General features: G+C 70.3%; 18 protein-coding genes and 1 pseudogene. 8 read left to right on the forward strand and 11 right to left on the reverse strand.

Annotation, left to right across the window (positions count from 1 at the left end):
• Nucleotides 1-124 (forward strand): annotated as a pseudogene (locus Tfont_RS12025) (type I glyceraldehyde-3-phosphate dehydrogenase); the annotation flags it as partial.
• 44 nt (nt 125-168) lie between these two features.
• On the opposite strand, the gene Tfont_RS12030 reads toward Tfont_RS12025, so the two are convergent.
• Nucleotides 169-915, reverse strand: a complete 747-nt coding sequence (locus Tfont_RS12030) for an SPOR domain-containing protein (RefSeq protein WP_143969627.1) — start codon at nt 913-915, stop codon at nt 169-171.
• Nucleotides 909-1,772, reverse strand: coding sequence for a biotin--[acetyl-CoA-carboxylase] ligase (locus tag Tfont_RS12035; protein ID WP_068607329.1), 864 nt, complete (start codon nt 1,770-1,772; stop codon nt 909-911). Before Tfont_RS12035 ends, Tfont_RS12030 begins: the two co-directional genes overlap by 7 nt.
• A 145-nt stretch (nt 1,773-1,917) precedes the next feature.
• Here Tfont_RS12035 and Tfont_RS12040 point away from each other — a divergent pair, with 145 nt between their 5' ends.
• Nucleotides 1,918-4,620, forward strand: coding sequence for a DNA topoisomerase III (locus Tfont_RS12040; protein ID WP_143969628.1), 2,703 nt, complete (start codon nt 1,918-1,920; stop codon nt 4,618-4,620).
• A 23-nt stretch (nt 4,621-4,643) separates the two neighbouring features.
• The gene (locus Tfont_RS12045; RefSeq protein ID WP_068607392.1) at nt 4,644-5,300 is read left to right on the forward strand and encodes a glutathione S-transferase family protein; all 657 of its coding nucleotides are present in this window, start codon (nt 4,644-4,646) and stop codon (nt 5,298-5,300) included.
• Here the strand turns inward: Tfont_RS12045 and Tfont_RS12050 are convergent.
• The 3 genes from Tfont_RS12050 to Tfont_RS12060 all read right to left on the reverse strand — a co-directional run bounded on the left by Tfont_RS12050 (nt 5,279) and on the right by Tfont_RS12060 (nt 8,055).
• Complete coding sequence (locus Tfont_RS12050) at nt 5,279-6,676, reverse strand: sensor histidine kinase N-terminal domain-containing protein (RefSeq protein WP_143969639.1); 1,398 nt, start codon at nt 6,674-6,676, stop codon at nt 5,279-5,281. The two genes, Tfont_RS12045 and Tfont_RS12050, sit on opposite strands and share 22 nt — an antisense overlap.
• A gap of 148 nt (nt 6,677-6,824) precedes the next feature.
• Entirely contained in the window at nt 6,825-7,499 is a 675-nt protein-coding gene (locus Tfont_RS12055) for a response regulator (RefSeq protein ID WP_068607327.1), read from the reverse strand.
• A gap of 25 nt (nt 7,500-7,524) precedes the next feature.
• Nucleotides 7,525-8,055, reverse strand: coding sequence for a MarR family winged helix-turn-helix transcriptional regulator (locus tag Tfont_RS12060; RefSeq protein ID WP_390612459.1), 531 nt, complete (start codon nt 8,053-8,055; stop codon nt 7,525-7,527).
• A gap of 163 nt (nt 8,056-8,218) precedes the next feature.
• On the opposite strand from Tfont_RS12060, the gene recA reads away from it, so the two are divergent.
• The 3 genes from recA to Tfont_RS12075 all read left to right on the forward strand — a co-directional run bounded on the left by recA (nt 8,219) and on the right by Tfont_RS12075 (nt 12,056).
• The gene (gene recA, locus Tfont_RS12065) at nt 8,219-9,292 is read left to right on the forward strand and encodes a recombinase RecA (protein WP_143969630.1); all 1,074 of its coding nucleotides are present in this window, start codon (nt 8,219-8,221) and stop codon (nt 9,290-9,292) included.
• 7 nt (nt 9,293-9,299) lie between these two features.
• Nucleotides 9,300-9,785 (forward strand): recombination regulator RecX, encoded by a 486-nt coding sequence (gene recX / locus Tfont_RS12070; protein WP_260682379.1) that lies wholly within the window; start codon nt 9,300-9,302, stop codon nt 9,783-9,785.
• A 153-nt stretch (nt 9,786-9,938) separates the two neighbouring features.
• Nucleotides 9,939-12,056 carry a methyl-accepting chemotaxis protein gene (locus tag Tfont_RS12075; protein WP_185974529.1) on the forward strand — a complete coding sequence of 706 codons (2,118 nt, stop codon included), beginning with the start codon at nt 9,939-9,941 and terminating at the stop codon, nt 12,054-12,056.
• A gap of 124 nt (nt 12,057-12,180) precedes the next feature.
• Here Tfont_RS12075 and Tfont_RS12080 read toward each other — a convergent pair whose 3' ends face one another.
• The 6 genes from Tfont_RS12080 to rpmH all read right to left on the reverse strand — a co-directional run bounded on the left by Tfont_RS12080 (nt 12,181) and on the right by rpmH (nt 17,555).
• Nucleotides 12,181-13,386, reverse strand: coding sequence for a pyridoxal phosphate-dependent aminotransferase (locus tag Tfont_RS12080; RefSeq protein ID WP_143969632.1), 1,206 nt, complete (start codon nt 13,384-13,386; stop codon nt 12,181-12,183).
• On the reverse strand, nt 13,383-14,858 hold the full coding sequence (mnmE, locus tag Tfont_RS12085; protein ID WP_143969633.1) for a tRNA uridine-5-carboxymethylaminomethyl(34) synthesis GTPase MnmE: 1,476 nt from the start codon (nt 14,856-14,858) through the stop codon (nt 13,383-13,385). The genes Tfont_RS12080 and mnmE overlap by 4 nt, the downstream gene beginning before the upstream one ends.
• A gap of 46 nt (nt 14,859-14,904) precedes the next feature.
• Nucleotides 14,905-16,626 carry a membrane protein insertase YidC gene (gene yidC, locus Tfont_RS12090; protein WP_143969634.1) on the reverse strand — a complete coding sequence of 574 codons (1,722 nt, stop codon included), beginning with the start codon at nt 16,624-16,626 and terminating at the stop codon, nt 14,905-14,907.
• Entirely contained in the window at nt 16,623-16,883 is a 261-nt protein-coding gene (gene yidD / locus Tfont_RS12095; RefSeq protein ID WP_068607388.1) for a membrane protein insertion efficiency factor YidD, read from the reverse strand. The genes yidC and yidD overlap by 4 nt, the downstream gene beginning before the upstream one ends.
• 65 nt (nt 16,884-16,948) lie before the next feature.
• Nucleotides 16,949-17,413, reverse strand: a complete 465-nt coding sequence (locus Tfont_RS12100) for a ribonuclease P protein component (RefSeq protein ID WP_231960190.1) — start codon at nt 17,411-17,413, stop codon at nt 16,949-16,951.
• Nucleotides 17,414-17,420: 7 nt separating this feature from the next.
• A complete protein-coding gene (gene rpmH / locus Tfont_RS12105; RefSeq protein WP_006299042.1) occupies nt 17,421-17,555 on the reverse strand; it encodes a 50S ribosomal protein L34 in 135 nt (44 codons plus the stop codon).
• A 251-nt stretch (nt 17,556-17,806) separates the two neighbouring features.
• On the opposite strand from rpmH, the gene dnaA reads away from it, so the two are divergent.
• Together dnaA and dnaN are read left to right on the forward strand one after the other, a co-directional pair.
• The gene (dnaA, locus tag Tfont_RS12110) at nt 17,807-19,276 is read left to right on the forward strand and encodes a chromosomal replication initiator protein DnaA (protein WP_143969635.1); all 1,470 of its coding nucleotides are present in this window, start codon (nt 17,807-17,809) and stop codon (nt 19,274-19,276) included.
• Nucleotides 19,277-19,281: 5 nt separating this feature from the next.
• A complete protein-coding gene (gene dnaN / locus Tfont_RS12115) occupies nt 19,282-20,388 on the forward strand; it encodes a DNA polymerase III subunit beta (RefSeq protein ID WP_068607312.1) in 1,107 nt (368 codons plus the stop codon).
• The last annotated feature ends 1 nt before the right edge of the window (nt 20,389 follow it).

Raw genomic sequence — 20,389 nt, forward strand, 5'->3', positions numbered from 1 at the left:
CTTCGATGCCAAGGCGGGCATGGCGCTGGACGAGACGTTCGTGAAGGTCGTGGCCTGGTACGACAACGAATGGGGCTACGCCGCCAAGTGCCTGGAGATGGCGCGCATCGTCGCGCGCGGTTGAGCCGGCGGCATTGGCCCTTGGCCGCTGGCCGTTAGCGCTGTCAGTCAGGGGCAGGCCTGCAGGCCCCGCCCCGCTCCGCCGAGCGCGGCCTGCAGGCGGCCGTGCTCGGCCTCGGTCAGGTCGGGCCAGCGCAGCGTGATCGTGCGGGTTTCGGGCCGCTCCTGCACCACGCGGGCGTCGCGCACGCCTTGGCGCTGCGCGTCCTGCAGCGCTTTGCGCGCGGCCTCCTCGCTGGAATAGGTGCCCAGCGCCAGCCCGGGCGCCAGAGCGGGAACGTTCACCTCGCGCTGGTCGATGCCGGCTTGGCGCAATTCGGCCCGGCGCCGTTGCAGCGCATCGGCACTCGGGAATTTGCCCAGATAGACGATCCAGCGTTCCGGCAGGGTGGTTGCGGTTTCGGTGCTGCGCCCGCGCAGCCCGGTTTCGGCATCGGCGCTGCGCCGCACGGCATCGGCCTGTGCCGGCGTCAGCGCCGCCAGTTGCCAGCAGCGGCGCGGCTCCACCGGTGCGGGTGGTTCGGGCCGCGTTCCCGTAGCAGCACTGCCGGTACCGTCCGCCGTTTGCGCGATGTCGGCGGGCGGTGGGTCCGCCAGGGCGGCCAGGTTGGCCGGAGCACTGCCGGGGGCGTTGAGCAGGCGCAGCCGCTCCGGCACCACCTGCTGCGCCAGGCGCTGCGGCTCGCGTGCGGTGTCGGTTGTGCCGGGGCCGCCCGCCGGGCCGAGCCAGCCGCTCTGCCAGGCCCACAGGGCGCCGTTGGCCACCAGCAGCAAAACGACGAGTGCCCTCAGCATGGCCGCACGCTCACTTCGCCCTGCTGCACGCGCTGCACTCCGGCGGCCGTGCGCAGCCGCAGGGCGCCATCGGGGTCCACACCCTCGGCCGTGCCTTCGGTGCCGTCGCTCAGGCGCACGGCGCGGCCGCGCAGCGCATCCCGCGCGGCGTAGCGCGCGGCGAGCGGCCCAAACCCCTCGCGCTCGAACGCCCGCGCGGCCTGCAGCACGGCTGCCCCCAGTGCGGTCAGCGCATGCCCCAAATCCCACGGTGTTTGTCCCTGCGCTTGCGCGATCGCATCCAGCCCCACCGGGGGCAGGGCATGGGGCGGGGCGTCGGGGGGCAGTGCCGGGGTGGCCAGGTTGACCCCGACGCCGATGACGCAGTGGCGCCCGGGCTCGGCCGCGGTGGCGTTGGCCGTCTCGATCAGAATGCCGCCGAGCTTGTGGCCGTCCCACCACAGGTCGTTGGGCCATTTGAGCCGCACGGCGGGATCCAGCGCCTCGGCCACGGCCAGCCCCACTGCGAGCGACAGGCCCGACCAGTCGGCCGGGGCCAGCCGCACACCGACCGAAAAGGCCAGCGACGCGCCGGGCAGCGTCACCCAGCTTCGCCCTAGGCGCCCGCGGCCGGCGGTTTGCTCCAGGGCGGCCAGCACGACGGGGCCGGCGACGGGATCGATATGCCCGGCGCGCGCGCGGCGCATCAGCTCGGCGTTGGTGGAGTCGATGGCCGGCACCACCTCCACCGACAGGCCCGGCCACGCTGGACTGGCGGCCTGCCACAGGGCCTCGGCGCCGGCGTGCAAGCGGGCCAACGCAGCGGTCGTTGCAGCGGATGTCGCGGGGGCGGGGGCGAGCGGGGTGGGGGCGGACATCGGGCGGTGCCGAAACGGCGGGCGGACGAAGACGGCGTGAAAGTTTGCTAAGGTAACTGCATGGGTGCGCATGCGTGCGCGTGCGCGAGGGAGGGCGATTCGACCCGTCCGCGACGCGCCACACCGCACCCGGAGCATTGTAGAGATGAATACCGCTGGTTCTGCCCAAGCCCCGGGGGGCCTCAAGACCCTGGTCATCGCCGAGAAGCCGTCCGTCGCGCTCGACATCGTGCGCGCGCTCACGCCCGTCTCCGGCAAGTTCGAGAAGCACGACGACTACCACGAGAACGACCACTACATCGTCACTTCCGCCGTCGGCCACCTGGTCGAGATCGCCGCCCCGGAAGCCTACGACGTCAAGCGTGGCAAGTGGAGTTTTGCCCACCTGCCGGTGATTCCGCCGCACTTCGAGCTCAAGCCCATCGACAAGACCAAGTCGCGGCTCAACGCCGTGGTCAAGCTGGCCCGCCGCAAGGACGTGGGCACCCTGGTCAACGCCTGCGACGCGGGGCGCGAGGGGGAGCTGATTTTTCGCCTGATCGAGCAGTATGCGGGCGGCACCGACAAGGCCGGCCACCCCAAGCCGCTGGGCAAGCCCGTGCGGCGGCTGTGGCTGCAGTCGATGACGCCGCAGGCGATCCGCGAGGGCTTCGAGCAGTTGCGCAGCGACGAGCAAATGCGCCCGCTGGCCGACGCCGCGCGCAGCCGCTCCGAAGCCGACTGGCTGGTGGGCATCAATGGCACGCGCGCCATGACGGCCTTCAACTCGCGCGACGGTGGGTTTTTCCTGACCACGGTGGGCCGCGTGCAGACACCGACGCTGGCCATCGTGGTGGAGCGCGAGGAGCAAATCCGCGCCTTCCGCGCCCGCGATTACTGGGAGGTGCACGCCACCTTCGCGGCGCAGGCCGGCACCTACCCCGGGCGCTGGTTCGACCCGGCTTTTCGCAAACCCCAGGGCGATGCCGCCGACCCCGAGCGCAAGCCCGAGCGGCTGTGGAGCGAGGCCGAGGCGCAGGCCATCGCGCAGGCCGTGCGCGGCCAGCCCGCGCAGGTCAGCGAGGAATCCAAGCCCACCACCCAGGCCTGCGGCCTGCTGTACGACCTGACCAGCCTGCAGCGGGAGGCCAACGGGCGCTTTGGTTTTTCGGCCAAGACCACCCTGGCCCTGGCGCAAAGCCTGTACGAGAAGCACAAGGCCCTGACCTACCCCCGGACCGACTCGCGCGCGCTGCCGGAGGACTACCTGGGTACGGTCCGCCACACGCTGGAGGCGCTGGCCGACGGCCCGCTGGCGCACCTGGCGCCGCATGCGCGGGTGGCGCTCGAGCAGGGCTATGTGCGGCCCACCAGGCGCGTGTTCGACAACGCCAAGGTCAGCGACCACTTTGCCATCATTCCCACCCCGCAGGTGCCGCACGGGCTGAGCGAGGCCGAGCAAAAGCTCTACGACCTGGTGGTGCGCCGCTTCATCGCGGTGTTTTATCCCGCGGCCGAGTTTCTAGTCACCACCCGCATCACCCAGGTGCCGGTCGAGGGGGCCACCCACCATTTCAAGACCGAGGGCAAGGTGCTCGTCAAGCCGGGCTGGATGGCGGTCTATGGCAAAGAAGCCGCCGAGGACGTGGAGGGCGCGCGTGCCGGCGACAAAGGGCAGAGCCTGGTGCCCGTGCAGCCGGGCGAGTCGGTGCGCACCGAGGCTGCGCGCGTGGATGCCAAGCAGACCCGCCCGCCCGCGCGCTACAACGAAGCCACCCTGCTCGCCGCGATGGAGGGCGCGGGCAAGATGGTCGACGACGAGGAGCTGCGCAGCGCCATGGCCGACAAGGGCCTGGGCACCCCCGCCACGCGCGCGGCCATCATCGAGGGCCTGCTGACCGAGAAGTACCTGCTGCGCGACGGCCGCGACCTCATCCCCACCGCCAAGGCCTTCCAGCTCATGACCCTGCTGCGCGGCCTGGGCGTGGAGGAGCTGTCGCGCCCCGAGCTGACCGGCGAGTGGGAGCACAAGCTGTCGCTGATGGAGCGCGGACAGCTCAGCCGCGAGGCCTTCATGCGCGAGATCGCCTCCATGACCGAGCGCATCGTGCGCAAGGCCAAGGAATACGACCGCGACACGGTGCCCGGCGACTACGCCACCCTCACCGCCCCGTGCCCGCAATGCGGCGGCGTGGTCAAGGAGAGCTACCGCCGCTATGCCTGCACCGGCCCCGACGGCGCGGGGGCGGGCTGTGGCTTTTCCCTGCCCAAGTCGCCCGGCGGCCGCGTGTTCGAGCTGGACGAGGTGGAAACCCTGCTGCGCACGCACCGCATCGGCCCGCTGGAGGGCTTTCGTTCCAAGGCCGGCTGGCCGTTCAGCGCCGAGCTGACCGTGGTGCCTGACGCCAACGGGCAGTGGAAGCTGGAGTTCGACTTTGGCGACGACGAGAAAGCCGAGGACGGCACCCTGGCCGATCTGAGCGGCCGCGAACCGCTGGGGCCCTGCCCCAAGTGCGGGGCGCCCGTGGTCGAGCACGGCAGCCACTACGTCTGCAGCCGCGCCGTCCCGACCGTCGAGCAGCCCACGCCGTCCTGCGACTTCAAGAGCGCGACCACCATCCTGCAGCAGCCGATTGCGCCCGAGCAAATGGCCAAGCTGCTGGCCACCGGCAAAACCGACTGGCTGGAGGGCTTCGTCTCCAACCGCACCCGGCGCCCGTTCAAGGCCGCGCTGGTGTGGGATGCCGAGGCTGGCCGGGTCAACTTCGCCTTCGAGCCGCGCGAGGGCGGGCGCACTCCTGCCCGCCGCGGTGGAGCGCGCACCGCATCCCGCGCGACCGCCACCCGTCGCACCACACCCAAACGCTGATGTCCACCCCCGAGGAGACCCCCATGAGCCTGAAGCTGTACTACGCCCCCGGTGCCTGCTCGTTCGTGCCGCATGCCGCGCTCGAGCTGGCCGGCGCCGATTTCGAGCCCGTGCTCGTCAAACTGCACAAGGGCGAGCACCAGACGCCGGAGTTTCGCGCCCTCAACCCGCGCGGGCAGGTGCCGGTGCTGGTCGACGGGGATACGCCGGTGACGCAGATCGTCGCCATCTGCCTGCATCTGGATGCGCGCTTTCCGCAGGCGGGCCTGTTGCCGGCGCAGGGCATGGCCCGCACCCGGGCGCTGGAGACGCTGCTGTGGATGAACAACACGGTGCACCCCACGTTCACCCATGTGTTCATGCCCGCCAAGTTTGCCGACGAGGCCGAGGCGCAGGCAGCCGTCAAGGCCCGCGCGCTGGGGCAGTACCGCCAGCTCCTGGGGGAGCTGGAGGCGCTGGTGGCCGCCAAGCCCGGCGCGTGGCTGGGCGGCGCGCAGCCCGGGGTGCTCGACGCCTACGCCCTGACGCTGCTGCGCTGGGGGGGCTTTGCCGGCATCGATCCGACCACCTTGCCGCAGACCTGGGCGCTGTCCCAGGCCTTCGCGGCGCTGCCGGCGGTGGCGCGCGTCATCGAGCGCGAGCGCCTGCAGCTCAACGTCTACCGCCCCGTGGCGGCCTGAAACCGCACCGACACCCGCAGGCCGCGCGCCTGCGGGCGCTGCGGGTCGGCGTCCTCCATCTCCAGCACCGCGCCGTGTTGCTGGACGATTTCGTGCACGATCGCCAGGCCCAGCCCGGAGCCGTCCACATTGGTCCCCAGCGCGCGGTAGAACGGGGCCAGCACCCGCTCGCGCTCGTCCGCCGGGATGCCGGGGCCGCTGTCCTCCACCTGCAGCACCTGCACCCCGCTGAACGGATCGGTCAGCACGCGCACCGTCACCACGCCCCCGCGCGGTGTGTAGCGCAGGGCGTTGTCGGCCAGGTTGCGCACCAGCTCCGCCAGCAGGGTGGGGTTGCCCAGCAGGCGGATGGGGGCGGCGGCGGGCGGGCGGTCCACCGGCCGGGTCTCGAAGCCCAGGTCGATCGCCTTGTCCAGCGCCAGCGGCACCAGCTCCTCGACCACCTCGCGCGCCACGGCCACCAGATCGACCGGCTCGCGCGGCAGGGCGCGGCCGGTGGCCTCGGCCCGCGCCAGGGCCAGCAACTGGTTGACCGTGTGCGTCGCGCGCACGCTGGAGGTGGCGATCTGGCGCAGCGACCGCTCGACCTCCTCCCCCACGCCCGGGGGGAGCTGCTTTTGCGCCATCTCGGCCTGCATGCGCAGCCCGGCCAGCGGGGTCTTGAGCTGGTGCGCCGCGTCGGCCAGAAAGCGCTTCTGGTTGGATAGCGTCGCCTTCAGGCGCTGCAGCAGATCGTTGATCGACGACACGAGCGGGGCGACCTCCTGCGGCACATGCTCGTCGTCGATGGGGCTGAGGTCGTCGGGGCGGCGGGCGCGGATGCGCTGCTCCAGCTCGGACAGCGGCCGGATGCCATGCACCAGCGCCAGCCAGACCAGCAGCACGGCCAGCGGCAGGATGATGAACTGCGGCACCATCACGCCCTTGATGATCTCGGTGGCGAGTTTGGAGCGCTTGCCGCGCGTCTCGGCCACCTGCATCAGCACGATGTGGTCGCGCGCCGGGCCGCGCGCCAGCCAGGTGTAGGCGATGCGCACATCCTCGTCGCGGATGACGCCGTCGCGCAGCCGGATGTCGCCGGGGCGGGGCGTGCGGGTATCGGGCGGCGCGGGGAACTCCGGATCGCCGCTGACCAGCCGGCCGTCGCGGTCCAGCACTTGGTAGAACACCAGATCGGTGTCGTCCGCCCGCAGCAGGTCGCGTGCCTGCGGGGTCAGCGCGAAGAGCGCCCGCCCCTCGTCCACGGTGACGAACTGCGTGAGCGCCTGCAGGTTGAACTCCAGCGCGCGGTCGTAGGGGCGGTCGGCGATGCCCTGCGCCACGAACCAGGTCAGGCCCAGCGACAGCGGCCACAGCAGCAGCAGGGGCGTGAGCATCCAGTCCAGGATCTCGCCAAACAGGCTGTGCTGCTCGCGCTGAAACAGCCCGCGCCAGCCGCGCCGCGGTGCGGGTGCGGACACGGGCTGCGGTGGATCGGGCAGCGGGGCGGGCTGCTGGGTGCGCGGCGGCGCGGCGGGCCGCCCGTCAGCCGGGGATTTTTTCAAGGCAGTACCCCAGTCCGCGCACGGTGGCGATGCGGATCGGGCCGCGCTCGATCTTTTTGCGCAGGCGGTGGATGTACACCTCGATGGCGTTGTTGCTGACCTCGTCGCCCCATTCGCACAGGCGCTCGACGAGCTGCTCTTTGCTGACCAGCCGCCCAGCGCGTTGCAGCAGCACCTCGAGCAGCCCCAGCTCGCGCGCGGACAGCTCGATCATCTTGCCGTCGATGGAGGCCACGCGGCCGGCCTGGTCGTAGACCAGCGGGCCATGCTGGATGACGCTGGAGACCGCCCCGTTGCCGCGCCGTACGAGCGCGCGCACGCGCGCCTCCAGCTCGGCCAGCGCAAACGGCTTGGCCATGTAGTCGTCGGCCCCCAGGTCGAGGCCGCGCACCCGGTCGTCCACGCTGTCCGCCGCGGTCAGGATCAGCACTGGCAGCTTGGCCCCGCGGGCGCGCAGGCGTTTGAGCACCTCCAGCCCGCTCAGCTTGGGTAGCCCCAAGTCCAGGATCAGCAGATCGAAGCCGTCGTGCATCAGCAGTGCCGCATCGGCTTCGTCACCGCTGGCGACGTGATCGACGGCGGCGCCAGCGGCGCGCAGCGTGCGCAGCAGTCCGTCGGCCAGCACCTGGTCGTCTTCGGCGATGAGGATGCGCATGGCGTGTCTCCGCCCGGGGCTGTCGTTAGGGCGTCCGCTCCCGGTGCGCGACATTGTAGGGGGCGGCCCGTGCGGCGCCATCCCCTTCGGCGTAGGCCTCCAGCCCCAGGGCGACGACGGCGGCCACCGCATCGCCGACGGCGGCGCGGAACTCCTGCTCGGCCTGCTCCACGGCGCGGCGAAAGGCCTGCAGCCAGTCCAGGCCCGTGGGGGTGAAGACGATGCAGCGCGCGCGCGCGTCGCGCGGGTCGGGCTCGCGCCGCACCAGCCCCCAGGCCACGCACTGATCGACCAGATCGCCCATGGCCTGCTTGCTCATGCCGGCGCTGTGCGCCAGTTCGGTCAGACGGGCGCCCCCGAGCGGCAGGTGGCGCGTGATGTGGACGATGGCCGCCCCCACCTGGGCGCGCGCGGCCAGGTTCGACAGCGCCAGTGGCGCGTGCGGCGAATGCGCCATGAGCCACAGCACCCGCTCATCGAAGCGGCGCAACGCATGGCCCATCAGGCGCCCCAGGTGGGTGACGCGCCAGCGTTCTTCGGGGCCGAAAGAGGGCATCGAGGGCATGGGCAAATGGTAAGGCAAACTGACCAAAAATCAGGAGAAAACCGATCAACACCCGTTTACACTGCCATCCAAGCACCGACCGCACAGCCCCTGCAGCGCCGGGGGACAGGGAGGGCGGTGTGGTCCAAGTCCTTGCCCATTCAGGAGAAAACCCATGAACGCCGTGACCCGCACCCCCGACCCCGAAAAAGCCAAGGCCCTGCAGGCCGCGCTGGCCCAGATCGAAAAGCAGTTTGGCAAGGGCACCATCATGCGCCTGGCCGAGGGCGAGAAGGTCGAGGACATCCAGGTCGTCTCCACCGGCTCGCTCGGGCTGGACCTGGCGCTGGGCGTCGGCGGCCTGCCGCGCGGCCGCGTGATCGAGATCTACGGCCCCGAGTCGTCGGGCAAGACGACGCTGACGCTGCAGGTCATCGCCCAGATGCAAAAGCAAGGCGGCATTTGCGCCTTCGTCGATGCCGAGCACGCGCTGGACGTGCAGTACGCGCAGAAGCTGGGTGTGGATCTGTCCAACCTGCTCATCAGTCAGCCCGACACCGGCGAGCAGGCGCTGGAGATCGTCGACAGTCTGGTGCGCTCCGGCGCCGTGGACCTGATCGTGGTGGACTCGGTGGCGGCGCTCACGCCCAAAGCCGAAATCGAAGGCGACATGGGCGACAGCCTGCCGGGCCTGCAGGCGCGCCTGATGAGCCAGGCGCTGCGCAAGCTCACCGCCACCATCAAGAAGACCAACTGCATGGTCATCTTCATCAACCAGATCCGCATGAAGATCGGCGTCATGTTTGGCAGCCCCGAAACCACCACCGGCGGCAACGCGCTCAAGTTCTACGCCTCGGTGCGCATCGACATCCGCCGCACCGGATCGATCAAGAAGGGCGAGGAGGTCATCGGCAGCGAAACCAAGGTCAAGGTGGTCAAAAACAAGGTGGCGCCGCCGTTCAAGACGGCCGACTTCGACATCCTGTACGGCGAGGGCATCAGCCGCGAGGGCGAAATCGTGGACCTGGGTGTGCAGCACAAGGTGATCGAGAAGTCCGGCGCTTGGTACGCCTACAACGGTGAAAAAATCGGCCAGGGGCGCGAGAACGCGCGCGAATTTCTGAAGGAAAACCCGGATCTGGCGCGCGAGATCGAAAACAAGATCCGCGCCGTCGTCGGCGTGGCCGCGCTGCCGTCGGTGGCCGACGACGAGGTCGAGCCGGATCTGTCGGCGCTGGATGAGGTGTGAGGCTGCTGTGGCCGCCGCCGCCCCGACGCTGAAGGCGCGCGCGCTGCGCCTGCTGGCGCGGCGCGACTACACGCGCCAGGAGCTCGCCCAGCGGCTGGCACCGCACGCCGCCGACGCCGCGGAGCTGGAAGCGGTGCTGGACGAATGCGTGCGGCGCGGCTGGCTGAATGAAGCGCGCGCGGTGGAGGCGCACCTGCGCCGCCGCGCCGCGCAGCGCGGCTCAGCACGCCTGCAGGCCGAGTTGCGCGAGCGCGGTGTGCGCGACGATGACCTGTTGGCCAGCGTTGCCCTGCAGCTGCGCGCCAGCGAAGCCGAGCGCGCGCAGGCCGCCTGGGCGCGCCGCTTCGGGGTGGCGCCGCGCGACGCGGCCGAGCGCGCGCGCCAACTGCGCTTTTTGCTGGCGCGCGGGTTTGCGCCGGAGCTGGCACGCCGCGTGGTGCCGGCCGTGGCCGCCGACGGCCCGGCCGGCCACGGCGCGGACGAGGCAGCGTAGGCAGGCCCGTCGCGCGCCGGGCCGGCGGCGGCCCGCCCGTGGCCATGCAAGCCATGTAAGATCGCGTCTGGACATAGCATGCCCGCGTGCGCCCCGGCCAGGCAGGCAGAAACCGGCAGGTCCTCGCCTGCCCACCGTTGAAGGGATGCCACGATGCGCGTCAACCTGCCCGTCACGCAGAAAGCCTACGACTTTCCGGCCGACCAGACGCTGATCTCGGTCACCGACGTCAAGGGCCGCATCACCTACGCCAACAACAACTTCGTGGCGGTCAGCGGCTACACCCGCGAAGAGCTGCTGGGCCAGCCGCACAACATCGTGCGCCACCCGGACATGCCCGAGGAGGCCTTCCGGGATTTGTGGCACACCATCTTGGAAGAAGGCCGCCCGTGGACCGGATTGGTCAAAAACCGGCGCAAAAACGGGGACCACTACTGGGTGCGCGCCAACGCCACGCCGGTGCGCGAGGGCGACCAGATCGTCGGCTTTTTGTCGGTGCGCACCAAGCCCACCGAAGCCGAAATCCAGGCCGCCGAGGCTTTGTACGCGCGCATGCGCGAGGAGGCCCAGCGCGGACAGTTGCGCACGCGCCTGTCGGGGGGCGAGGTGGTGCGCGCCGGTATCCTCGGCTGGCTGCAGCGTGCGCTGCGCCTGGGGCTGCGCGGGCGGCTGGTGCTGGGCTATGCTGCCAGCGCCGCGCTGCCGCTGGCGTTGTTGGCGGCGGGCCTGCCGCTGTGGGCAGCGGTGCTGGCCGTGCTGCTGGCGCTGGCGGCGGGGGTGGCGATCATCGAGCACGGCTTCGTGCGCCCGGTGCGGCGCATCGTACGCCAAGCGGAGCATCTGGCCAGCGGCGACCTGGTCGAGCCGATCACCGTCGACACCCAGGGCGAGCTCAAGCGCATCCAACTGGCTTTGCAACAGGTCGAAGTCGGGGTGCGTACCATCGTGCGCGACATTCGCCACGAAGTGGCCAACCTGCGCGGTGGCACGCAGGAAATTCGCGCCGGCAACCTCGACCTGTCCAACCGCACCGAGCAAGCCGCCAGCAGTCTGGCGCGGGTGGCCTCGTCGATGGAGGAAATCCACGGCACCACGCAGGAAAGCGCGCGTCTGGCGGCCGAGGGGGTGGAGGTGGCACGCAATACGCTGGCGCTGGCGCGCACCGGCAGCGAAGCGGTGGGCATGCTCACCGGCACCATGCGCGAGATCACCGAGTCCTCGCAGCGCATCACCGACATCATCCAGGTCATCGAAGGGGTGGCGTTCCAGACCAATATCCTGGCGCTCAACGCGGCGGTGGAGGCGGCGCGTGCGGGCGAGGCCGGTCGCGGTTTTGCCGTGGTGGCCAGCGAAGTGCGCGCGCTGGCGCAGCGCACCAGCGAAGCGGCCAAGCAAATTCGGCAGCTCATTACCGAATCGCGCGAGCGCGTGCTGGTGGGCGATGCCCGCAGCGCCGAGGCGGTGCAGCGCATGCAGGCGGTCACCGAGGCGGTGGAGCGGGTGGCGCGCATGTTCGAAGACGTCAGCCACGCCGCGCAGGAGCAGTCGCAAGGGGTGGCGCAGATCGCGGAGGCGATCGCCAATCTGGATGGCATCACGCAGCAAAATGCGGCGATGGTGGAGCAATTGGCCGCCGCGGCGGCTGCCTTGGACGACCAAGTGCAGACCGTGCACGGCACCATCCGTGTCTTTCGACTCACGCCCAAAGACGTGTTGCTGGTCAAGGAAGACGCGGTGGCGCTGCGCAAGGCGGCGCAAGAGCGCAGCGACCCCAACAAACTCGATTTCGACGCTGCCATTCAGGCGCACCAGCAGTGGCGCGTGCGCCTGCGCAACGCCATCCTCAAGGATGAAAAGCTCGATGTGGCCACCATCCGGCGCGACGACTGCTGCGTGCTGGGCAAATGGATCTACGGCGAAGGCGGCCGGCAACACGGGCAGTTGCCCTTGTTTTCCACGCTGGTGGAGCAGCACAAGCGGTTTCACCAGGAGGCGGGCCACGTGGCCGAGCTCATCGTGCGCGGGCGCAAAGAAGAGGCCAATGCGCTGCTGCAGGGCGATTCGCCGTTCCTGCGTGCAGGCCGGGCGGTGGTCGATACCCTGCACCGCCTCAAGGAGATGGTGGCGGGCGCGCGCAAGTCGGCGGCCATCCAGCAGCAGGCGGCCGCGGGCGGGCGCGGCGCGCCGCGCTTGACGGCGCCGACGGGCGCCGCGACCCCCGCCCCTGCCGCCGCCGCGGCGTCGGCACAGGACGAGTGGACCACGTTTTGAGGCCATGACCGCCGCTCGGCAAGCTTGGCGCGCTCGGCGAGCCGGCGCGGCCCAGCCCGCCATCGCGGGGGCGTGATCAGGGCCCACCAGGCCCCAATGGCCGGCCCGGACGGTGGGATCGGGCTCAGACCAGCCAGCGGCGCAGGCGCTCGATGGCCTCGTCCAGATCGGCGGGGGCGGTGGCGATGGAAAAGCGCACGAAGCGAGCGCCATCGGCTTGGCCGAAATCGGCGCTCGGCGTGGCCACCACGTGCGCGTGGCGCAGCATCGCGCGCACGAACTCCATGCTGTTGGTCACGCCGGCGCGCGCAAACAAGGCGCTGGCATCGGCCCATACGTAAAACGCGCCGTCCGGCTCCACCGGCACGGCGAAGCCCAGCGCGCGCAGCGCCGGCACGAAGGCGTCACGCCGCGCCGCGTAGTCGGCGCGGCGGCGTTCGAACTCGGCCAGGCTCTCCGGCTCGAAGCAAGCCAGCGCCGCATGCTGCGCCACCGCGCTGGCGCAGATATAGTGGTTCTGCATCAGCCGCTCGGCCGCCGGCACGAGCGACTCGGGCAAGACCAGCCAGCCCAGCCGCCAGCCCGTCATGCCGAAATATTTGGAAAAGCTGTTGACGCTGATGACATCGTCGCCCAGCGCCAGTGCGGTTTGGCCGTAGCGCGCCGCAAACGACAGGCCGAGGTAGATCTCGTCGATGACCAACGCGCCGCCGTGCCCCCGCACCACCGCCAGCAGCCGATCCAACGCGGCCGGCTCGATCGACGTTCCCGTGGGGTTGGCCGGCGAGGCCAACATCACGCCGCGCGTGCGCGGCCCCCAGGCCGCCTGGATCTGGGCGGCCGTGGGCTGGTAGCGCGTGGCCGCCGTGGTGGGCAGGGCGGTCGGCGTCACGCCCAAGCTGGCCAGAATCTGTCGGTTGCAGGGGTAGCCCGGGTCCGGCAGCAGCACCTCGTCGCCGGCGTCGAACAAGGCCAGGGTAGCCAGCTGCAGCGCGGCCGAGGCGCCGGCGGTGATGGCAATGCGCCGCGCCGGCACCGCCACCCCATGGCGCTGTGCATACCAGGCCGACAGCCGCTCGCGCAGCGCATCCAGCCCGAGCGCCGCGGTGTACTGGGTGCGGCCGGCGCGGATGGCGGCCTCGGCAGCGGCTTGCACCGGGGGCGGCGCGCCGCGGTCCGGCTCGCCGATATTCAGGTACAGCAGACGCGGCGCCCCCGGCGGCTGGGCGGCCGCATGCGCAGCGGCCTCCTGGGCCACGTGCATCACGAGGAAGGGCGCCACCGCCTGGGCGCGCGTGCTGGCAGGGGGAGCGGGGACCAGGGTTGTCATTTGCCGATGCAAAAGCGGGAAAAGATCACGCCCAGCAGGTCGTCGGCGCCGAACGCGCCGGTCAGGCGCGCCAGCGCTTCCTGCGCCAAGCGCAGCTCCTCGGCCAGCAGCTCCAGCGCCGGTGCGGGGCCCGCCAGCAGCATCTGCGCCGCCTGCACGTGGGTGCGCACCTGCCGCAAGGCATCGACGTGGCGTTGGCGGGCGCTAAACAGCCCCTCCGGCGTGTGGCCCGTCCAGCCCACCGCCTGCAGCAGCCGCTGGCGCAGCGCTGGCAAGCCCGCGCCGGTGCGTGCCGACAGCCGCAGCGGCGCCGCCGACGCCACGACGCCGTCCGCCGCGGTAGCCGGTGCTGCCCGGGCCTCGGCCTCGTCCACGGCGGCCGTGGCACCCGCCGCATCGGCCTTGTTCCAGACGTCGATGACCGGCACGCGCGCCGGCAGCCGCGCGCGCAGCTCGGCGGCGATGGCGGCGTCGGCCTGCGCGTACGCGGGGTCGGCCGCGCGCGTGAGGTCGTGCACGAACAGCACGGCGTCGGCCGTCTCGATGCGCTGCCAGGCGCGCGCGATGCCGATGCGCTCGATTTCATCGACCTCGGCGCCATCGCGCAGGCCGGCGGTGTCGATCACGTGCAGCGGCACGCCCTCGATCTGGATGGCCTGTTGCACCACGTCGCGCGTGGTGCCGGCAACGGGCGTGACGATGGCCACCTCGGCTTGCGCCAGCGCGTTGAGCAGCGAGCTCTTGCCCGCGTTGGGCTGCCCAGCGATGACCACGTGCATGCCTTCGCGCAGCAACGCCCCCTGGCGCGTGCGCGCCAGCACCTCATCCAGCTGCGCCAGCAGCCGCGCCAGCCGTCCGGCGGCGTCGGCCTGTTGCAAAAAATCGATGTCCTCTTCGGGAAAGTCGAGCGTGGCCTCCACCAGCATGCGCAGGTGCACCAGGGACTCGTGCAGCGCCTGCACCGCTTGCGAGAAGGCGCCGCTGAGCGAGCGCGCGGCGCTGCGCGCAGCGGCTTCCGTACTGGCGTCGATCAGGTCGGCCACCGCCTCGGCTTGCGCCAGGTCCAGCTTGCCGTTGAGGAAGGCGCGCTCGGTGAATTCGCCCGGTTGCGCCATGCGCAGGCCCGGCAGGCGCGGCTGTCCGCTGCACGAGTCGGCTTCGGATGCCGCTTGCAGGCAGCGCTGCAGCAACAGCTGCAACAGCACCGGACCGCCGTGCGCCTGCAGCTCCAGCACGTCTTCGCCGGTGTAGGAGTGTGGTGCCGGAAACCACAAGGCGATGCCGTGGTCCAGCGCGCTGCCGTCCGCTGCCAAAAAAGGCCCATAGTGCGCGTATCGGGGCCGCAGGCTACGGCCCAGCAGCGGCGGCATCAACGACGCCAGTCCCCGTCCGGACAGACGCACGATGCCCACCGCGCCGCGCCCCGGGGCGGTGGCGACGGCAACGATGGGTTCGTGGTGGCGGGGCAGCATGCCGCAGGTCGCACGGGCGCAGGCGCGGCGTTCGGGCCGCGTCCGTTTACTTGAACGTGGGCAGGTTGAACTTCAGCGGCACGCCCATCTGATGGTTTATGACGGCCTGCTGCGCGATCGTCAAGATGTTGTTGGTGATCCAGTACAGCACCAAGCCAGCGGGAAAGAAGAAAAACATCACGCTGAAGATGAGCGGCATCAGCCACATCAGCTTGGCCTGCAGCGGATCGGGCGGCAGCGGGTTGAGCGCCGTCTGCACCAGCGTGGTCAGGGTCATCACCAGCGGCAGCACATAGTACGGGTCGGGGGAGGACAGGTCCACGATCCAGCCGATCCAGGGGGCGTTGCGCATCTCGACGCTGGCCAGCAGCACCCAGTACAGGGCAATGAACACCGGGATCTGGATCAGGATGGGCAGACAGCCGCCGAGCGGGTTGACCTTCTCGTCCCGGTACAGCTTCATCATCTCCTGCTGCAGCAACTGCGGCTTGTCTTTCAGGCGCTCGCGCATTTCCATGATGCGCGGATTGATCGCTTTCATCTTGGCCATGCTGCGGTAGGCACTGGCGTTGAGCCAGTAAAAGGCCGCCTTGATCAACACCACCAGGGCGACGATGGCCCAGCCCCAGTTGCCGACGATGGCGTGGATTTTGGCCAGCAGCCAGTACAGCGGCTTGGCCAGGATGGTCAACCAGCCATAGTCCTTGACCAGTTCCAGGCCGGGGGCCAGCGCTTCCAATACTTTTTCTTCTTGCGGGCCGACATAGAGCTGCGCGTCGAAGCGGGCGTGCTCGCCCGGCGCCACCGTCAGCGTGGGGCCGATCTGGCCCACCGCGTACAGGCCATCGACCTTGCGCACGAAGTTCTCGCGCTCCACGCCGGCCGGCAGCAGCCAGGCGGTGACGAAGTAGTGCTGCACCATCGCCACGTAGCCATCGCTGGCGCGGGTCTGGATATCGATCTTGCCCTTGTCGATATCGTCGAAGCCGACCTTTTGGTACTTGGCCGCGTCGCTATACACCGCCGGGCCGGTGAAGGTGGAGTAAAACGGCGTTTCACTGCCAGCGTGCAGGCGGTCACGCAGCAGCTGCTGGTATACGCGCGCCTGCAACGGAGCCTGGCCCACGTTGACCAGTTCGTGTTGCACCCCGATGGCGTAGCTGCCGCGCTGCAGTGTCAGCGTCTTGCGCAGCACCGCGCCGCCGATCGGCACCGACTCGAAGCGCAGCGTCAGGGTCTGCTGTCCGTCGGCCAGCGTCAGCGCCGCCGGATCGGCCGGCTCGACCAGGCGCATCGGCGTCTTGTGAGTGGGCAGGGCGCCGTTGCCGACCACCCCGCTTTGCGCCACGTAGGTGCGACCGTCGCTGTCGGTGAGCAGTTGCAGCGGCGTGAATTGCTGGCGCAGCGCCTTGCCGGTTTCGGCCGCGTGGCGCAGCAGGCGCGCGCCCACCAGCGAGGCGCCTTCGCTGTCGATGGTCAGCTCCAGTACGTCGGTGCGCACCGTGTGGCGCTCGCGCGGCGGCAGCGCGGCGGCCGGAGCCGCGCCGGTGGCCGTCGCATTGGCCGGGGTCGAGGTGGCGATGTCGGCGGCCGGCACACTGGCGTCGCCGTCACGGCGTGGCGCATCGCTGGCTGCCGGGCGGGCCGGGCTGCTGGCCGAGGGAAAGAAGGTGGCTGGCTGGCCGTTGTAAACCTGCCAACGATCCCACAGCAGGATCATCGAGAAACCAAAGATCACCCACAGGATGGATCGGCGAATGTCGCTCATGACGGAGGGGTGTGTTGTTGGAGGGGGAACAGCCGGGGACGCTCGGCAGGGACCGGATCGTGCCCGCCGTCGCACCACGGGTGACAGCGGACCAGCCGGCGCAGGGTCAGGTAGCTGCCGGCACCGGCGCCGTGGCGCTGCAACGCCTCGAGCGCGTAGGCCGAGCAGGACGGGGTGAAGCGGCAACTGGACCCCAGCCAGGGGCTGAGCAGCAGCCGGTAGCCCTGCACCACGCCGATCAGCACCCGTTGCGGCAGGCGGGCGCACCAATGCCCCAGCCGGCGCACGGCGGGCGCGAGGGGGCCGGAGGCGGGCGTACGGCTCATGGAGTGTCGGGCCGGTGACCATCGACACCGGCGGCCAGGCGCTGTCGCAGGCGGGGGCCCAGCAGTTGCAGCAGCTCCAGCCGCGCGGCACGGCGCAGCGCTGCGGAGGTCGCGCTGGGGAACTCCGTGGTCGGGAAGGCCCGTTTCAGCCGCACGACCCAGGCGCCCGTGGGCAGCGGATGCTCGCGCTCGACCGCGTAGATCTGGCGTTTGAGCGTGTTGCGCGTGACCGCGCGCCGTGCCCAGCGCTTGGGCACGACCACCCCCAGCCATGCGCCGTCGCCGGGGAACAGCGGCGCGCCGCGCGGGCCGACCAGCGACGCGGCAGGAATGCCATGGAGCGCGAAATGCGCGGTGTGCACCAGGGCAGGACTGGAGAGCACGGCCTGGAACTGCGCACGCTGGCGAAAGTGCCGTGCCGCTGCGCCCCGCGGCGGCGCCGGCAGGGACGACTCGGGCACCGAGGCGTCAGACGGCCAGGCGCTTGCGGCCCTTGGCGCGGCGCGCGTTGATCACGGCGCGACCGCCACGGGTCTTCATGCGGACCAGAAAGCCATGGGTGCGCGCGCGACGGATCTTGGAGGGTTGATAGGTGCGTTTCATGTGAGTCTGCCCGGTTCGATCGAGTAAACCCTAAATTATGGCAAAAACCGCCCGGTGTGCCAACGGCCGCGCGGGGCGGGGGATCGGTGCGGGCTGTCAAGCGGGGCCAACCCGCATGTGGATAAGTGGTTCGCGGCGGCTACAATGGACGACTTTGGCGGGGTGGCTGTCCACATGCCGGATTCCGGTCCCGGGCGGGACGGTCCGGGCCGCGACGATCCCATGCCTGCCATCGACCGAATCCCCCACCCATGAGTTCCCCGCGTTCCCTGTCCGATGCGAACGCCGCTGCCCAGCGGGCCGCCCCGGCCGCATCCGATCTGTGGTCGGCGTGCGTCGAGCGGTTGAGCCAGGAGCTGCCGGTCCAGCAGGTCAACACCTGGATCCGGCCGCTGGTCGCGCGCGTGGCCGAAGACGGCTCGCGCGTGACGCTGGCGGTGGCCAACCGTTTCAAGATGGACTGGGTGCGCGCGCAATACGCCGGCAAGATCGGCGCGGCCTTGCAGGCCATCGCCGGCCAGCCGGTCGCCGTGGAGCTGGTGCTCGCCCCGCGCGAGGCCCCCAGCGCGCAGCGCCCCCCTACCCCCGGCGTGGCCGGGGGGGCGGTGCCGCGCGTCGCCGTGGCCCCCGTGCGCACCGATCCGGTGTTTGCCGAGTTGCCCGAGGCGCCGGCCGCGGCCGAGCCGCCGCTGCCCGACCACAAGCACCGGCTCAACCCGGCGCTGACCTTTGCCACGCTGGTGGAAGGCTCCGCCAACCGCATGGCGCGCGCGGCAGCCATGCACGTGGCCGCGAGCCCCGGGCAGTTGTACAACCCGCTGTTCATTTACGGCGGCGTGGGCCTGGGCAAGACGCACCTGGTGCACGCGATCGGCAACCAGCTGCTGGCCGACCGCCCCGATGCCAAGGTGCTCTACATCCACGCCGAGCAGTTCGTCTCGGACGTCGTCAAGTCGTACCAGCGCAAGACGTTCGACGCCTTCAAGCAGCGCTACCACAGCCTGGACCTGCTGCTGATCGACGATGTGCAGTTCTTTGCCAACAAGGACCGCACGCAGGAGGAATTCTTCAACGCCTTCGAGGCGCTGCTGGCCAAGAAGAGCCACATCGTGATGACCAGCGACACCTACCCCAAGGGGTTGACGGACATCCACGAGCGGCTGGTGTCGCGCTTCGACTCGGGCCTGACGGTGGCTATCGAGCCGCCGGAGCTGGAGATGCGCGTGGCCATCCTCATCAGCAAGGCGCAGGCCGAGGGCGCCACGATGCCGGAGGACGTGGCCTTCTTCGTCGCCAAGAATGTGCGCTCCAACGTTCGCGAGCTGGAGGGCGCGCTGCGCAAGATCCTGGCGTACTCGCGCTTCAACCAGAAAGAGGTGTCGATCGCGCTGGCGCGCGAGGCGCTCAAGGACCTGTTGAGCATCCAGAACCGCCAGATCAGCGTCGAAAACATCCAAAAGACGGTGGCCGACTTCTACAAGATCAAGGTCGCCGACATGTATTCCAAGAAGCGGCCGGCCAACATCGCGCGGCCGCGCCAGATCGCCATGTACCTGGCCAAGGAGCTGACGCAAAAGAGCCTGCCGGAGATCGGTGAGCTCTTTGGCGGGCGCGACCACACGACGGTGCTGCACGCGGTGCGCAAGATCGCCGCCGAGCGGCAGAACCAGCCCGAACTCAACCAGCAACTCCACGTGTTGGAGCAGACCCTGAAAGGCTGACACGCATGATCGTCTTGCAAGCGACCCAGGACCGGCTGCTGGCTGCCCTCCAGTCGGTGGCCGGCATCGTCGAGCGCCGCCACACCCTGCCGGTGCTCGCCAATGTGCTGATTCACCACGCGGGGGCCGCGACCCAGCTCACCACCTCCGACCTGGAAATCCAGATCCGCACCACGGCCGATCTGGGCGGCGACGACGGCCAGTTCGCCACCACGGTCGGGGCGCGCAAGCTGATCGACATTCTGCGCACGCTGCCCGCGGACCAGAAGGTGACGCTGGAGTCCGCCGGGGGGCGGCTGCTGCTCAAAGCGGGCAAGAGCCGCTTCACCCTGCAGACGCTGCCGGCCGAGGACTTTCCGCTGGTGCAGGAGTCGCCCACCTTTGGCCCGGCGTTCTCGGTGCCGCAAAAGGTGCTCAAGGCGCTGCTGGGGCAGGTGTCGTTCGCCATGGCGGTGCAGGACATTCGCTACTACCTCAACGGCATTCTGTTCGTCGCCGAGGGGCGCCAGCTCACCCTCGTGGCCACCGACGGCCACCGGCTGGCGCTGGCCAGCGCCGCGCTGGATGTGGACGTGCCCAAGCAGGAGGTGATCCTGCCGCGCAAGACGGTGCTGGAGCTGCAGCGGCTGCTGTCGGACCAGGACGGCGCGATCGAGATGCGCTTTGCCGCCAACCAAGCCAAGTTCAGCTTCGGCGGCATGGAGTTCGTCACCAAGCTGGTGGAGGGCAAGTTCCCCGACTACAACCGCGTGATCCCGCGCGCGCACCGCAATGTGATCGTGCTGGGCCGCGCGCCGCTGCTGGCCAGCCTGCAGCGCGCCGCCATCATGACCAGCGACAAATTCAAGGGCGTGCGCCTGCACCTGGAGCCCGGGCTGCTGCAGGTGGCGGCCAACAACGCCGATCAGGAGGAGGCGGTCGACGAGCTGGACATCGAGTACAGCGGCGACGTCATCGACATCGGCTTCAACGTCAGCTACCTGATCGAGGCGTTGGCCAACATGGGGCAGGACCTGGTGCGCATCGAGCTGCAGGACGGCAACTCCTCGGCCCTGGTCACGATCCCCGACGACGACCGCTTCAAGTACGTCGTCATGCCGATGCGCATCTGAA

It is taken from the genome of Tepidimonas fonticaldi (genome assembly GCF_007556755.1).
Lineage (GTDB): Bacteria > Pseudomonadota > Gammaproteobacteria > Burkholderiales > Burkholderiaceae_C > Tepidimonas > Tepidimonas fonticaldi.